At 61.9% G+C, this 12,836-nt stretch carries 18 protein-coding genes and 1 pseudogene; 8 read left to right on the plus strand and 11 right to left on the minus strand.

The window, feature by feature from the left end:
* Position 1: 1 nt before the first annotated feature.
* The 3 genes from lolD to fur are packed head-to-tail and all read right to left on the minus strand — an operon-like array spanning position 2 to position 2,382.
* Complete coding sequence (lolD, locus tag N4J17_RS06905) at positions 2–682, minus strand: lipoprotein-releasing ABC transporter ATP-binding protein LolD (protein WP_198323496.1); 681 nt, start codon at positions 680–682, stop codon at positions 2–4.
* The gene (locus N4J17_RS06910; RefSeq protein WP_198323495.1) at positions 675–1,922 is read right to left on the minus strand and encodes a lipoprotein-releasing ABC transporter permease subunit; all 1,248 of its coding nucleotides are present in this window, start codon (positions 1,920–1,922) and stop codon (positions 675–677) included. Before N4J17_RS06910 ends, lolD begins: the two co-directional genes overlap by 8 nt.
* Positions 1,923–1,950: 28 nt before the next feature.
* The gene (fur, locus tag N4J17_RS06915) at positions 1,951–2,382 is read right to left on the minus strand and encodes a ferric iron uptake transcriptional regulator (protein WP_198323494.1); all 432 of its coding nucleotides are present in this window, start codon (positions 2,380–2,382) and stop codon (positions 1,951–1,953) included.
* Positions 2,383–2,471: 89 nt separating this feature from the next.
* Between fur and N4J17_RS06920 the strand changes: the two genes are divergently transcribed.
* Positions 2,472–2,912, plus strand: coding sequence for an outer membrane protein assembly factor BamE (locus N4J17_RS06920; RefSeq protein WP_232470576.1), 441 nt, complete (start codon positions 2,472–2,474; stop codon positions 2,910–2,912).
* Here the strand turns inward: N4J17_RS06920 and N4J17_RS06925 are convergent.
* Complete coding sequence (locus N4J17_RS06925) at positions 2,909–3,193, minus strand: RnfH family protein (protein WP_277458171.1); 285 nt, start codon at positions 3,191–3,193, stop codon at positions 2,909–2,911. The two genes, N4J17_RS06920 and N4J17_RS06925, sit on opposite strands and share 4 nt — an antisense overlap.
* A 20-nt stretch (positions 3,194–3,213) precedes the next feature.
* On the minus strand, positions 3,214–4,572 hold the full coding sequence (locus tag N4J17_RS06930) for a sodium-dependent transporter (RefSeq protein ID WP_198323491.1): 1,359 nt from the start codon (positions 4,570–4,572) through the stop codon (positions 3,214–3,216).
* A gap of 126 nt (positions 4,573–4,698) precedes the next feature.
* Here N4J17_RS06930 and smpB point away from each other — a divergent pair, with 126 nt between their 5' ends.
* Both smpB and N4J17_RS06940 read left to right on the plus strand, forming a co-directional pair.
* Positions 4,699–5,172 carry an SsrA-binding protein SmpB gene (gene smpB / locus N4J17_RS06935; protein ID WP_198323490.1) on the plus strand — a complete coding sequence of 158 codons (474 nt, stop codon included), beginning with the start codon at positions 4,699–4,701 and terminating at the stop codon, positions 5,170–5,172.
* Positions 5,173–5,308: 136 nt separating this feature from the next.
* The gene (locus N4J17_RS06940) at positions 5,309–6,343 is read left to right on the plus strand and encodes a D-alanyl-D-alanine carboxypeptidase family protein (protein WP_198323489.1); all 1,035 of its coding nucleotides are present in this window, start codon (positions 5,309–5,311) and stop codon (positions 6,341–6,343) included.
* A gap of 89 nt (positions 6,344–6,432) precedes the next feature.
* Here N4J17_RS06940 and N4J17_RS06945 read toward each other — a convergent pair whose 3' ends face one another.
* Positions 6,433–6,804 carry a c-type cytochrome gene (locus tag N4J17_RS06945; RefSeq protein ID WP_198323488.1) on the minus strand — a complete coding sequence of 124 codons (372 nt, stop codon included), beginning with the start codon at positions 6,802–6,804 and terminating at the stop codon, positions 6,433–6,435.
* A 280-nt stretch (positions 6,805–7,084) separates the two neighbouring features.
* On the opposite strand from N4J17_RS06945, the gene N4J17_RS06950 reads away from it, so the two are divergent.
* The 3 genes and pseudogenes from N4J17_RS06950 to N4J17_RS06960 all read left to right on the plus strand — a co-directional run bounded on the left by N4J17_RS06950 (position 7,085) and on the right by N4J17_RS06960 (position 7,901).
* Complete coding sequence (locus tag N4J17_RS06950) at positions 7,085–7,348, plus strand: DUF4404 family protein (protein ID WP_232470575.1); 264 nt, start codon at positions 7,085–7,087, stop codon at positions 7,346–7,348.
* Between the two features lie 64 nt (positions 7,349–7,412).
* Positions 7,413–7,583, plus strand: a pseudogene (locus N4J17_RS06955) (IS607 family transposase); the annotation flags it as partial.
* On the plus strand, positions 7,566–7,901 hold the full coding sequence (locus tag N4J17_RS06960; RefSeq protein ID WP_232470587.1) for an RNA-guided endonuclease InsQ/TnpB family protein: 336 nt from the start codon (positions 7,566–7,568) through the stop codon (positions 7,899–7,901). The pseudogene N4J17_RS06955 and the gene N4J17_RS06960, both read left to right, overlap by 18 nt.
* Before the next feature lie 223 nt (positions 7,902–8,124).
* Here N4J17_RS06960 and N4J17_RS06965 read toward each other — a convergent pair whose 3' ends face one another.
* The 3 genes from N4J17_RS06965 to N4J17_RS06975 all read right to left on the minus strand — a co-directional run bounded on the left by N4J17_RS06965 (position 8,125) and on the right by N4J17_RS06975 (position 10,450).
* Complete coding sequence (locus tag N4J17_RS06965; protein ID WP_198323485.1) at positions 8,125–8,874, minus strand: rhomboid family intramembrane serine protease; 750 nt, start codon at positions 8,872–8,874, stop codon at positions 8,125–8,127.
* 105 nt (positions 8,875–8,979) lie between these two features.
* Entirely contained in the window at positions 8,980–9,618 is a 639-nt protein-coding gene (locus N4J17_RS06970; protein WP_198323484.1) for a M15 family metallopeptidase, read from the minus strand.
* Between the two features lie 16 nt (positions 9,619–9,634).
* A complete protein-coding gene (locus tag N4J17_RS06975) occupies positions 9,635–10,450 on the minus strand; it encodes a tetratricopeptide repeat protein (RefSeq protein ID WP_198323483.1) in 816 nt (271 codons plus the stop codon).
* A gap of 80 nt (positions 10,451–10,530) precedes the next feature.
* Here N4J17_RS06975 and N4J17_RS06980 point away from each other — a divergent pair, with 80 nt between their 5' ends.
* Together N4J17_RS06980 and N4J17_RS06985 are read left to right on the plus strand one after the other, a co-directional pair.
* Positions 10,531–10,878: a hypothetical protein gene (locus tag N4J17_RS06980; RefSeq protein ID WP_198323482.1), complete on the plus strand. Its 348-nt coding sequence runs from the start codon at positions 10,531–10,533 to the stop codon at positions 10,876–10,878.
* Between the two features lie 16 nt (positions 10,879–10,894).
* Complete coding sequence (locus N4J17_RS06985) at positions 10,895–11,320, plus strand: rhodanese-like domain-containing protein (protein WP_198323481.1); 426 nt, start codon at positions 10,895–10,897, stop codon at positions 11,318–11,320.
* On the opposite strand, the gene cysE is transcribed toward N4J17_RS06985, so the two are convergent.
* Both cysE and N4J17_RS06995 read right to left on the minus strand, forming a co-directional pair.
* Entirely contained in the window at positions 11,298–12,086 is a 789-nt protein-coding gene (gene cysE, locus N4J17_RS06990) for a serine O-acetyltransferase (RefSeq protein WP_198323480.1), read from the minus strand. The genes N4J17_RS06985 and cysE overlap by 23 nt on opposite strands.
* Positions 12,070–12,813, minus strand: a complete 744-nt coding sequence (locus tag N4J17_RS06995) for an RNA methyltransferase (protein ID WP_198323479.1) — start codon at positions 12,811–12,813, stop codon at positions 12,070–12,072. Before N4J17_RS06995 ends, cysE begins: the two co-directional genes overlap by 17 nt.
* Between the last annotated feature and the right edge of the window lie 23 nt (positions 12,814–12,836).

Raw genomic sequence — 12,836 nt, forward strand, 5'->3', positions numbered from 1 at the left:
CTCACGGCTGGATCAGCCGCCCGTCCTCCATGTGGAGGACCTCATCCATTTTGTGAGCCAATGACGCGTCGTGAGTCACGATGAGAAAGCTCACGCCGAATTCCTGGTTGAGCTCCAGCATGAGCTGATAGACCTGCTCCGCCGTCTTGCTGTCCAGGTTCCCGGTGGGCTCGTCCGCCAGGACGCATTTCGGACGCGTCACCAATGCCCGGGCAATCGCCGCCCGCTGCCGCTCGCCGCCTGAAAGTTCCCCCGGCTTGTGTTCAAGGCGCTTTCCCAGACCCACCCGCTGCAAGAGCGCCGTGGCGCTTTCCCTCGCTTTGGAGATGGCGGTCCCGCGGATCAGAAGCGGCATGGCGACATTCTCCAGCACCGTGAATTCACCCAGCAGATGATGGAACTGGTAGACAAAGCCCAAAGTCTTGTTGCGCAGCTCTGCCAGACGGCGTTCATTCAGAGCGGCCAGGTCTATGCCATCCATCAGAACCTTCCCGCTGGTGGGGCTGTCCAGCCCGCCCAAGAGATGCAGGAGAGTGCTCTTGCCGGAGCCGGAGGCACCCATGATGGCCAGGCGCTGGCCTTGCCGGATGCGCAGGTCCACCCCGTGCAGAACCTCCACGTCGAGGATGCCTTGGACGAAACGCTTGTGCAGGGCGCGGCATTCCAGCACGGGCTCATTCATACCGCAGCTCCTCCGCCGGGCGTACCCGCGAGGCCTGCCAGGCCGGATAGATCGTGGCCAGCAAGGACAGTAGAAAAGCCATACTGGTGATCTGGAACACGTCCGTCCAGTTCAGCTTGGAGGGCAGGTCGCTGATGTAGTACACATCTGCGGACAGGAATTTCATGCTGAGCTGATTTTCGATCCAGCTCACGATCTCGGAGACGTTCAAGGCCAGGAGCACGCCGCCGATGCCGCCGATCAGTGTGCCCACGGCGCCGATCACGGTGCCTAGCACCATGAAGATGCCCATCACGCTGGCGGGTGTCATGCCCTGGGTGCGAAGAATGGCGATGTCGGCACGCTTGTCCGTTACCACCATGACGAGGGTCGAAACGATGTTGAACGCCGCCACGGCGACGATCAGCAGGAGGATCATGAACATCACCCGCTTCTCGGTCTTGATGGCGCGGAAGAAGTTGGTGTGGGCCTGGGTCCAGTCGGTGACATAGTAGTCGCCGGGCAGCTTCGGCCCGAGATCGCGGGCGATGCGGTGAGCGTTGAAGAGGTCGTCGAGCTTGAGCCGTAGTCCGCTGATCTCACCCTCCATGTGCAGCAGGCGGGCCGCGTCTTCGAGCTGGATCAGGGCGAGGTTCCGGTCGTACTCGAACATACCGACCTGGAACGTGCCGATGACCGTGAAGCGCTTGAGCCGCGGGAGGATGCCCGCCGGCGTCGCGGTGACCTGGGGCGTGATGACCGTGACTTTGTCTCCTGTGGATACGCCGAGATAAGCCGCGAGCTCGGCGCCCAGGATGATGCCGAACTGGCCGGGCGCCAGGTCGGCGAGTTTGCCGAGCTGCATGTGTTTCGCCACGTCCGAGACTTGCGGCTCGTACTCCGGCAGGATGCCCCGCAGCATTGCGCCGCTGGCGCGCCGTTCTGAACTCAGCATGGCCTGGCCTTCAATGTAGGGCGCCCATCCCAGGATCCGCTTGTCTTCCGAAAGCGCCGGCTCCAGGACCCGCCAGTCGCCCAGATTGCCGCCCGGACCGGAAATGGACGCGTGCGAGGTCATGCCGAGGATGCGTTCGCGCAGCTCCGCCTCGAAACCGTTCATGACCGAAAGCACGGTGATCAGCGCCGTGACCCCCAGCGCGATGCCCAGTACCGAGGTCAGCGTGATGAAGGAAATGAAGCGGGTGCGCCGTTTCGCGCGCGTATAGCGCAGACCGATGAACAGGACGAGCGGCTTGAACATGGAGGGGTGGGAAACCTTGGGGAAAAGGTCAGGGCTGGGTGGCAGCCGTGCGGCAATGCGCGCAGATGCCGTAGAGACAGAGCGAATGGTCGGTCAGGGAAAAGTCGAGATTTTTCGCGATTTCCTTTTGCCGGCTTTCGATCACCTCGTCGCTGAACTCCTCGACCCGTCCGCATTTGACGCAGACGATGTGATCGTGGTGCTCACCGCGGTTGAACTCGAAGATCGAATTGCCGCCTTCGAAATGATGGCGCTTGACGAGGCCGGCGGCCTCGAACTGGGTCAGCACCCGGTACACCGTCGCCAGCCCGATTTCCTCGCCCTGCTGGATCAGCCGTTTGTACACGTCCTCAGCGCTCAGATGCCGATCCTGGTCTGACTGCTCCTCGAGCATTTCCAGGATCTTGATCCGGGGCAGGGTGACCTTGAGGCCGGCGTTGCGTATGTCTTGCGTTTCCATGGGGTTCGAGCGCGCTATGTCTTCAAAATCCTCGATCGGGTATGATGCGGCACGGTGCCGCTCGAACCCGGCTGCGATTTCATTCCGTCATGCCCCCACATCGTACCATACTCTCCCTGATCGCCACTCTCCCGCTGGCCGCCTGCACCTACGTCGACCGAATCCCCTTTCTTTACCACCTGGACATTCATCAGGGGAACATCGTTTCGCAGGAAATGGTGGACCAGCTGAAGCCGGGTATGAACCGGCGCCAAGTGACCTTCATCATGGGGTCGCCGCTCACGGTGAGCCCGTTCCATGACGATCGCTGGGACTACGTCTATTCCAACCAGCCGGGCGGAGAAGAACGCGTGCAGCGCCGGATTTCGCTGCTGTTCGATCACGACGAGCTGGTGGGGTTGCAGGGTGATTTCAAGCCTGGTGAACTGCCTTCCCTGGACACCAGCAAGGATGTCAACGTCGATATTCCCAAGATCGAGCGCGACCAGACCTTGTGGGGACACATCAAGAGCTGGTTCGGCAACGGCTAGGCTTTCCCCTCGCCCTTCCTGGCTGCCCGCTGGCGGCGTGATTCTTTGGGGTCAGCGATCAAAGGCCGGTAGATCTCCACCCGGTCGCCTTGCCGCAAGGGCTGGTCGAGCCCGCAGACCTTGCCGAAGATGCCGATCTTGTTGACCGCCAGATCGATTTCCGGGAATTTCTCCAGCACTCCGGAGGTCTGGATGGCCTCTGCAGCGGAGACTCCCTCTGCGACGCAGACCGGTATGATGACCTGGACGTCGGGTCGGGCATAAGCCACTTCCACTTGGATCGGCCGGTGCGCGTCGGTCATCAGATCAGCTCCATCGCCTTCAGGAAAACGATGCCCATGCCGGCGGGGGCGACGTAGCGGACCAGGAACCGCCAAGCCTGGTAAGCCCGGGGATCGGCCATTTCCAGTTCCTCCTCGGTGTCCTGGCGCCGCAGCACCCAGCCGGCAAACACCGCGACCAGGAGTCCACCGAAGGGAAGCATGACGTCGGCGGTCAGGAAATCGAGCAGTTCGAACACATTCCGGCCGAATAACCGAACGTCCGACCAGGAACTGAAAGACAGCAGGGTGCCCAGGCCCAGTCCCCAGCAGGCCAGGCCGCTCCAAGCGCTCGCGGCTTCCCGGCTGAGCCCCCGGTTTTCGGTCAGCCAGGCGACCGCCGGTTCGATCATGGCGATCGACGAGGTCAGCGCGGCGAAAAACACCAGGACGAAGAACACAGTGCCGAAGAACGATCCTCCCGGCATGGCGCCGAAAGCGATCGGCAAGGTCTGGAAAATCAGGCCCGGGCCCATGCCGGGTTCCAGGTGATTGCTGAACACGATGGGGAAGATCGCCAGGCCCGCAAACAGGGCGACCGCGGTATCGGCGGCCGCCACGACGATCGTCGAGCGGGCGATGGAAACATGGCCGGGAAGGTAGGAGCCATAGACCATGATCGAGCCCATCCCCAGTCCAAGCGAGAAGAATGCCTGGCCCATGGCGGTCAGCACGCTTTCCCCGCTCAGCCGGGAAAAATCGGGCAGGAACAGAAAGGCGACGGCTCGGCCGAAGCCTTCGCTGCCCAAAGCATAGAGGACCAGGACGACCAGCATGATCGCCAGCATCGGCATCAAGTAACGCGTGCCTTTCTCCAGCCCGCCGCTCACGCCGCGGCTCACGATCGCCATGGTGGCCACCATGAACAGGGTGTGCCAGATCACCTGTATCTGGGGATCGGTGCGGAATTCGTTGAAGTAGCGTGCCGCGGTTTCGGGGGTGATATGGCTGAACAGCGCACTGTTCATCTTGAAGATGTAAGCCATGGCCCAGCCGGCGATGACGCTGTAATACGACAGGATCAGGAAGCCCGATATCACGCCCAACCACCCCGCATACTGCCAAGCAGGGCTGGCCTTGGCTGTCTCGGCCAGGCTCCGCATGGCGTTGATCGGGCTCTGCCGCCCGCGCCGCCCGAGCAGGGTTTCGGCGATCATGATCGGGACGCCGATGGCGGCGACGCACAGCAGGTACACCAGCACGAAGGCGCCGCCACCGTTTTCTCCGGTGAGGTAGGGGAATTTCCAGATATTGCCCAGGCCGATGGCCGACCCGCTCGCAGCCAAAATGAAAGCCAGTTGCGACGACCATTGCGCGTGAACGAATCGTTGATCGGTCATGGGTATCCTCGTGGGTAGGGCTTCGGCGGGTCGAAACATGCCTGTTAGGGTTCGGAGCATGGTCGCCGGTAGGGTAAAATTGTCAAAGAATAGCAAACCAGACCGAACCTAAAAAATTCCACCGTCATGAGCCGCAAGAAAAGCGCCGCAGGAAGCGCCAACATCGCCCAGAATCGCCAGGCCACCCATGAATATTTCATCGAGGAACGCTTCGAAGCGGGTCTGGTGCTGGAAGGCTGGGAGGTCAAGAGTTTGCGGGCGGGCAAGGCGCAGCTCAAGGAAAGCTATGTGGTATTGAAGAATGGCGAGGCCTGGCTGTTCGGCGCGCATTTCTCGCCCCTTCCTTCAGCCTCGACCCATGTGCAGCCTGATCCCACCCGTACCCGCAAGCTCCTGCTGCACGCCGAGGAGTTGAGCCGACTGATCGGACAAGTGGAGCGAAAAGGATACACTCTGGTGCCGTTGTCGCTGTATTGGAAACAGGGCCGCGCGAAGCTCGAAATCGGTCTGGCACACGGAAAGAAGCAGCATGACAAGCGGGCTGCCGAGAAGGAACGCGACTGGGAGCGGGAGAAGCAGCGGGTCATGCGCCGGGGTTGACCCTGCCTTTCGCCTCTTGCCCTTTTCGCGGCGGGGGAGACTATGAAAATCAAGGAATATTTTGTCAGTTCATCGGAAATCTTGAGTGATGTCGCGCCGTCTTTGTCATTTCGTAGGGATTATCGTTGTCGCTGTAATGGGTTGGGCCGCCGGTGCAGCCGTTGCCGGTCCCTATTCGGCCCTGGTCATGGAAGTCGAATCGGATCGGGTGCTGTACGAGCGCAATGCCGATGAGGTCAGGCATCCCGCCTCCCTGACCAAGATGATGACCCTTTATCTGGTGTTCGAGGCGCTCGTGCAGGGCAGAATTTCCTTGCATGATACCTTCTACGCCTCCAGCTACGCCGCCTCCCGCTCTCCGTCCCGCATCGGCCTCAGGCCGGGTGATCCGCTGACGGTGGAAGAAGGCATTCTGGCCCTGGTTACCTGCTCCGCCAACGATGCCGCCGTGACGCTGGGTGAAGGACTGGCCGGCTCGGAGCCGGCGTTCGCCGCGATGATGACGCGAAAAGCGCGCGAGCTGGGCATGAATCAGACCGTGTTCCGCAACGCCTCGGGGTTGCCGGATCCGGCGCAGGTCACGACGGCGCGCGACATGTACCGGCTCGGCAAGGCCCTGCTGAAGCATTTTCCCCAGTTCTATCCGTATTTCTCCACTTCGCGCTTTCAGTACCGGGGGCGGAGCTTCCACAACCATAATCATCTGCTCGAGAACTACCATGGCGCGGACGGCATCAAGACCGGTTTCGTCAATGCCTCGGGCTTCAACCTGGTGGCATCGGCCCGCCGTAACGGTGTCCGCCTGGTAGGCGTGGTGTTCGGCGGCAATTCGTCATTCCGCCGGGATGCTCACATGCGCGACATTCTTGATGACGGATTCGCCCAGATCGAAGGGCGGGAATCCAGCGTGCGGTTCGCCGGTTTCGACCAGGGATACGTGCCGCGTTTGCTGACGCGGCCTGGTGAGAGCCGGGCTTACGCCGCTCCGAAGAAAGCCGGGCGGGCGGCCGCAGGTAAGACAAACGGACATCGTGCCAAAGTGTCGGTTGCGCGCCCTTCCCCTGGAAAGCAGAAGGGGGCGTCCACGCATGCCAAACGCAAGCCGGTCAAGGCGAAATCGTCTCCAGCGCGCGTCAAGTCTTCGCGGACTTCGGTCAAGGTCAGGCGTTGAGGGGGACGAGGATTTGGCGCGATGTCTGAGCGGGCTGCGCCCCGATATGCGGGGCGCAGCTGGATGGAGCAAGCGATGAAAAAGCAGGCTTACTGCGGTTTCTCGAGTTCGCCTGCCGGCACGGTGCCGTCCGAGCGTCCTTTGATGTAGGTGTACAGGTCATCGATGCCTTCTGCCACCTTCTTGTTGGCTTCGAACGGAGGCATGGCATTGCGGCCTTTCAGAACCACTTCCTTGAACTGATCCTTGCTCAGGTTCTTGAGGCTGTTCAGCAGGTTAGGGAATGCCGCGCTGCCTTCGCCGGTGGCGCCGTGGCAGGTTTCACAACGCTGCTGCTTGTAGATCTTGAAGCCGTTGTAGGTCGCCTGGTCGACGGGAGCCGAGAAGGCTGGGGCGGCCACGGCGCCGAGCACCAGGGTGGCCAGAGCGGTTGTCCGGATAGACGTCTTCTTGTGATCCATTGCGTTTCTCTGTTATCTGTTTTCGGGTGTTGACCGGGAATTTTCATCGTCTGCCGTGGCAGGAACGGCGGCGGATAGGATGACAGTCCGCGGCAGGTCCTGCCAAGGGAAAAAATCCCGGATGGTTGCTGCCATAGAGCGCGCTTCAGAATACCCAACACCTCCGTCTGTTGTAAATACAACCCTCCATGCCGGGACGGGTTTTCCCTCTGGTCGAAGGGGGCTGGCGCCCGTAAACTAGCCCGTCATCGTGCACCTCATCATGGAGATGGAGACGGAAATGAGCGAGAAAGACCTCTTGGAAACCCTAGAGCAGTTGCGGGCGCAGGTGGCGGCGCTGGAGGCCGATAGCGCTTCCAAGGCACGTCTGGAGTCTTTGATCGGAACGCTGGAGCAGCGGCTGCAGGAGGGGGGCAGCGAAGAGCATCATGGGCATCTGATGACGGAGCTCAAAGAGGCGATTGCGCATTTCGAAGTCGAGCATCCACGGCTGACCGGCATACTCAACGACTTGATGGTGACACTGAGCAACATGGGTATCTGAAGAGCCGTCCCTGCCACGTTCACAGGCGGATTGCTTCGGTTGACTCCTTGGCGTTTCATCAAAGCGCTTCGGCGCGGAACTGGTCTTCACCATTTGCGAGGCGAAGAACGTCGAAGTGGTGATCATTAATCAAGGCGAGGACACGACCTTCGAGGAAGACTTGGCCAAGGACGTGCTGGAAATCATTACCGTGTTCAGCGCACGGCTCTCCCGCAGTCTGTCGCGCAAGCAGAAAGGCTCCAGTAATCGCCAGAAGGCCAGGACAAAGCTGGCGCGGTTGCATGCCCGGATCGCCAACATCCGGCAAGATGCCTTGCACAAGCTCACGACTAACCTCGCACGTCGATTCCACACTATCGGCATCGAGGACCTGAACGTGCGCGGCATGATGGCGAACCGGCACTTGGCCCGCTCCATCGTCGACATGAGCTTCTTCGAATTCCGGCGGCAACTGGAGTACAAGGCCGAACGCCGAGGCGGCTTGGTGGTGGTCGCAGACCACTGGTATTCCTCCAGCAAGACCTGCTCGGTCTGCGGCTCGATACAAGATTAAAGATGCCGCTATCCGTGCGGCAGTGGATTTGCCCGGACTGTGGTACACGCCATGAGCGGGATATTGAATGCGGCAAGAAACCTTGCCCTCGTGTCAGCCTGTGGAGAGGAAGGCTCTGGCCGCGCTCGCAAGAGCGTGGCGAAACCGGCCTCGGTGAAGCAGGAAGCAAGCAGCGGATTGGGTCCGAAATGACCTCTTTTGTGTCGGTATTGCGGGACGGCTCTCAGTCGAAAAATCTGCGTTCCATCAGATGCGCTCGCCGGGCGAGATAATCCGGCCGGTGCATCGGGCCAACCAGAAGGAGGCCGGCCAGAAAACCGCCGACATGGGCCCAGAACGCCACTCCGCCGCTAGTGCCGCCGAGAGCGGGCAGGCCGCTGATGAGTTGGATGAAAAACCAGTAACCTAGCATGGCGAAGGCCGGGACGGCAACGGTGGTCCAGTAGAATCCCAGGAATATCAGGGTAATGACCTGAGTGCGGGGGTAGAGGCGGGCGTAGGCCCCCATGACGCCGCCGATGGCGCCGGAAGCGCCGACCATCGGCACGGCCGCAGCCGGGTCGGAGGCGATCTGCGCCGCCGCCGCAGCCAGGCCGCAGAGCACATAGAAGGCGACGAAGCGCAGCGGTCCCATCGCGTCTTCCACGTTGTCGCCGAACACCCACAGAAACCACATGTTGCCGATGATGTGGAACCAGCCACCGTGCAGGAACATGTGGGTGACCAGGGTCCAGACCGAAGCGTCGCCTTCGAGCTGACAGGCGAAATTCCGACTGACCGGAATGAGGGTGCCGACCGGCGTCAGTCTGAGCAGTTCGCCCGGTATGAGCGCGTACTCGCAAAGTGAGTGCGCCAGAGACGGATCCTGTCCGAATCCTTGTACCAGTACCCAGGCGCTGACGTTGACCAGCACGATCAGGATGACGGCGATGGGGCGGCGCAAGGCCGGGTTGATGTCACGCAGCGGAAACATGGCTGTCCCCTGGGTCGGTTCGAGTGATGGTCGGCGCCCGGCCGCGGCCTCATCGGGTCCGGTCCCGTTCCCCGCAGGACCCGGGCGGCAGGGCGTCAGGAATGTTCAGTGTCCGAGGGCGGAAAACGGTACGTCGAGGATGGCATATTCCCGCCACAAGGCATAGTCGTAATGCCACCATTCTCTTGGATGAACACTGAAGCCTTCGGCCTCCATCGCGGCCCGCAGCCGGTCGCGGTGTTCACGGGCCATCGCCATACCGCCTTCATAGGTGGGGTAGGCGCGCTCGGTCATCTCATCGTAATCGGACGGCATGGCCACAGCCTGCCCGGTTTTCAGATCGTAGAGGCTTAAGTCGACGGCGCAGCCGCGATTGTGGCGCGAGCCCTCGCGGGGATCGGCCACGAACATCCGCTGGCTGCCGCTGGTCGACTCCCAGAACATCCGCGTCACAGACCAGGGGCGGTAGCCGTCGAACAGGATCAGGCCGTAGCCGAGCGGTTTCAACCGGGCGTTGACTCTGACCACGGCTTCGGCCGCCGGCCGTTGCAGGAAGACCCGCGGCTCGGCATAGACTGGCTTGTGGACGAAGTTGTTGGATGTGGCATAGCGCACGTCCAACTTGATCATGGGATCGAGTTGTGCGACCTCGACCAGTTCGGGTGGCCGGAACGGGCCGGTTTCCGCGGGGGGGTGCAACGGAGCTGCCGTGACAGCGGCACTCATCAGCATCACGGTGGTCATGAATCCGGTTCCGAACTTAGACATAGAGGGCATTGGAAAGCAGTCCCCGGTAGCGGCGGGTGAGTTCATGACCATCACCCAGCAACCGGAAAATGGCCACACAGGCTTTGCGGGCGCCGCCTTCGTCGTAGTCGCGGGCCTTGCGCACGAGTTCGATCAGTTGATCCAGCGCCGGCTCGTAACGTTCTTCCCGAATCTTCTGAATCGCATCGAGGTAGGCCGTTTTGGGCGGTGCCTCGGCCAGCCGCTCCGGATGTTCCAGCAGGCCGAACAGCCGGGCGAGGGTGCGCAGGGACTCAGCGGCGTCGCTCTGGTCGGAATCCGGTCCGATGGGTTTGAGTGTTTCCAGGGCCTGGTCCGGGTCGGTCTTGAGGAGCAGCCGGGCCAGCAGCACGGCGGCCGGGCCGTTGGTTGGCTCGGCCGCAAGGATCCGGCGCAGCACCGTTTCGGCTTCTGCCGCCCGGCCGGCGCCGATCAGCGCCTCGGCCTGTTTCAACTGGCCCCGATAAGGGCTGGGCAAGGCGCGCTGCAGCCAGTCTTCCAGGGCTGATTCAGGCAGGGCGCCGGTGAATTCGTCGGCGACGGTGCCGTCGACGAAAAGCTTGACATTGGGAATCCCTCGCACGCCATATTGCCGGGCGATTTCAGGGTGTTCCTCGGTGTTCACCTTGACCAGTTCAAAGCGGCCGGCCAGCCGCCTAGCGACCGCTTCCAGTGCGGGCGTAAGGGCGCGGCAGGGCGCACACCAGGGTGCCCAGAAATCCACCAGCACGGGGATGGTGAAGCTGGCCTCGATGACGTTACGGTCGAAATCAAAAGGGGAGTCGGACATGGAATGGCTTCAGACAAGGCTATGTGACAGAGGCATGACCGGGATTTTCGCAAATCGCCGGAGGGGTTGAACAGCCCGGCGTGCAGTCGGTCACCGACAAACTGCGCACAAAGTTATCCACAGATTCTGTGGATATCACGGGCGGTAGCAGCATCGACTTTCATAGTCGTCAAGACCTTGATTTCCTGCCCATGACCGGGTATGGAGTGGCATCGGTTGAGCCGAAAATCTTTGTAGAACAGCGTGATGCGTTTTCGTGGCGGGCAGAGCAAGGCAATCGCAGCCGTCGTTTCCCGGGGTGCGGAGGCGCGCGCCGGCGTCAGTCATTCGCCGCTACCGGCCCGCAAAAATGCATTTTGTCCACAGCTTGGAAAAATCAGAAATTCGTGATTCACTTCGGTCAAACCAACCCGGCCAGGGTCCTTTGAAACCCAAGAGGCGAACATGAGCAAATGGCTGCGAGCCGCCATCCTGGCGATGACGTTACCGACGGCCCCGGTTCCCGCCGCCGAGCTCGTCGGTATCACCCCCGATGAGCTGGAGGCGCTGAGTGTTCAGGGGGTGCCGGTGGTGGACGTCCGGACCCCCGAAGAATGGCGCAAGACCGGTGTGATCGAGGGGAGTAAGCCACTGACGTTCTTCGATTCCAAAGGGGCTTACGATACTGCCGGCTGGCTGCGGCAGTTCAGGACGATAGTTCCCGATGCCGGGCGGCCGGTGGTGCTGGTCTGCCGTTCAGGTAATCGCACCGCCATGGTCGGGAAGATGCTCACGCAGGAGCTGGGCTACGAGCGTGTCTACCATCTGGAGAAGGGCTTGCAGGTCTGGATCGCGGAGGGGCACAAGCTCACCCCCTGCGGGGACTGTTGACGGTCACGTCAGCGGGCTCGCCGGGGTCGAGCTGGCAGTCGTCCAGTTCGGGCAGTGGGGCTTCTTCCAGGTCGATCCCGCGCTCCCGTAGCACTTCCTTGAGCTTTGCGAGCTGCTGATCCAGCGCCTGGATGTGGTCGAGTATGTGGTTGACGGCGTGGGCGACCGGATCCGGCATGTCCGGCGTCATGCCGTAGGCGTCGAAGCCAAGCTTGCTGGCGATGGCCATGCGTTGGGCTTCCTGGGCCCTGCGGTCCGGATTGATGATGTGGCCCGGAATGCCGACCACCGTGGCGCCGGCCGGGACGGTGCGCAGCACGACAGAATTGGAACCGATGCGTGCGCCGTCGCCCACCGTAATGGGGCCGAGAACCTTGGCACCGGCGCCGACCACTACCCCATTGCCCAACGTTGGATGGCGTTTGCCTTTCTGCCAGCTGGTGCCGCCCAGGGTCACGCCATGGTAGAGCGTGCAGTCGTCCCCGATCACCGCGGTTTCTCCGATGACGACTCCCATGCCATGGTCGATGAACAGCCGTCGGCCCAGCGTTGCTCCGGGATGAATCTCGATGCCGGTCGCCCAGCGCGCGAGGTAGGACAGGGCCCGGGCGGGCCAGCGCAAGCCATGGTTCCAGAGCCAGTGGCTGAAGCGGTGGATCAGCACGGCGTGGACGCCGGGATAGACGGTCAGTATCTCGAAAAACGACTGGGCCGCAGGGTCCCGGGCGAAGATACAATTGAATTCTTCTCTAATTTTTTTCAGCATCGGGAATTCCGTCGCCGGTGGCGCTGTGCTGGGCCGCGGTCAGAATGCCCCGCAGCAGATGGATTTCCTGGGCTTCGATCTGCGCGCTGTTGAAGATGCGGCGCAGTCTGCGCATGATCGAGGGTGATGACCTGCGCGTGTGCAGGAACCTTATGTCATACAGTGTCCGCTCCAGATGCTCGAAGAAAGAGGCCATCTGTTCGCCGTCCGCCAGAGCGGACCCGGAACGGCAGGAACCGCCCTGGCCGGCAGCGAGGTAGAGCTCATAGGCGACGATTTGGACCGCGCAGGCGAGATTGAGCGAGCTGAATTCGGGGTTCGAAGCGATGTGCAACAGGGAGTGGCATTGCTCCAGTTCCGCGTTGGTGAGCCCCGAATGCTCGCGCCCGAATATGATGGCGGTGCGAGTGCCCTCGGGGAGGCCGGCTATCTTCGCTGCGGCCGTTCGAGGGTCGAGCTCCGGCCACGCGATGGTTCTAAGACGCGCGCTGGCACCGATGACGAACTGGCAGTCCGCGATGGCGTCCTTCAGTGAGCCGACCACGCGGGCGGCCGCCAGCAGGTCGTCGGCACCGGAGGCGCGCGCGGTGGCCTGTTCGCAGGGGAAGATTTTTGGCGAGACCAAGGCCAGGTCGCTCAGGCCCATGTTCTTCATGGCACGGGCGACGCCGCCGATGTTACCGGGATGGGTGGTTTCGACCAGTACGATGCGTATATCGGAGAGCACGGTCGAGTTTTGCGCTCGGGCTG

The organism is Methylococcus capsulatus, from assembly GCF_036864975.1.
Lineage (GTDB): Bacteria > Pseudomonadota > Gammaproteobacteria > Methylococcales > Methylococcaceae > Methylococcus.

Bases quoted from the DNA above. Each gene is read 5' to 3' on its own strand.
- N4J17_RS06940 (WP_198323489.1), top strand. From the start codon at position 5,309: ATGGGTTGGGCCGCCGGTGCAGCCGTTGCCGGTCCCTATTCGGCCCTG.
- N4J17_RS06920 (WP_232470576.1), top strand. From the start codon at position 2,472: ATGCCCCCACATCGTACCATACTCTCCCTGATCGCCACTCTCCCGCTG.
- lolD (WP_198323496.1), bottom strand. From the start codon at position 682: ATGAATGAGCCCGTGCTGGAATGCCGCGCCCTGCACAAGCGTTTCGTC.
- N4J17_RS06945 (WP_198323488.1), bottom strand. From the start codon at position 6,804: ATGGATCACAAGAAGACGTCTATCCGGACAACCGCTCTGGCCACCCTG.
- N4J17_RS06930 (WP_198323491.1), bottom strand. From the start codon at position 4,572: ATGACCGATCAACGATTCGTTCACGCGCAATGGTCGTCGCAACTGGCT.
- N4J17_RS06985 (WP_198323481.1), top strand. From the start codon at position 10,895: ATGAGCAAATGGCTGCGAGCCGCCATCCTGGCGATGACGTTACCGACG.
- fur (WP_198323494.1), bottom strand. From the start codon at position 2,382: ATGGAAACGCAAGACATACGCAACGCCGGCCTCAAGGTCACCCTGCCC.
- N4J17_RS06910 (WP_198323495.1), bottom strand. From the start codon at position 1,922: ATGTTCAAGCCGCTCGTCCTGTTCATCGGTCTGCGCTATACGCGCGCG.
- N4J17_RS06950 (WP_232470575.1), top strand. From the start codon at position 7,085: ATGAGCGAGAAAGACCTCTTGGAAACCCTAGAGCAGTTGCGGGCGCAG.
- cysE (WP_198323480.1), bottom strand. From the start codon at position 12,086: ATGCTGAAAAAAATTAGAGAAGAATTCAATTGTATCTTCGCCCGGGAC.
- N4J17_RS06965 (WP_198323485.1), bottom strand. From the start codon at position 8,874: ATGTTTCCGCTGCGTGACATCAACCCGGCCTTGCGCCGCCCCATCGCC.
- N4J17_RS06975 (WP_198323483.1), bottom strand. From the start codon at position 10,450: ATGTCCGACTCCCCTTTTGATTTCGACCGTAACGTCATCGAGGCCAGC.
- N4J17_RS06970 (WP_198323484.1), bottom strand. From the start codon at position 9,618: ATGACCACCGTGATGCTGATGAGTGCCGCTGTCACGGCAGCTCCGTTG.
- smpB (WP_198323490.1), top strand. From the start codon at position 4,699: ATGAGCCGCAAGAAAAGCGCCGCAGGAAGCGCCAACATCGCCCAGAAT.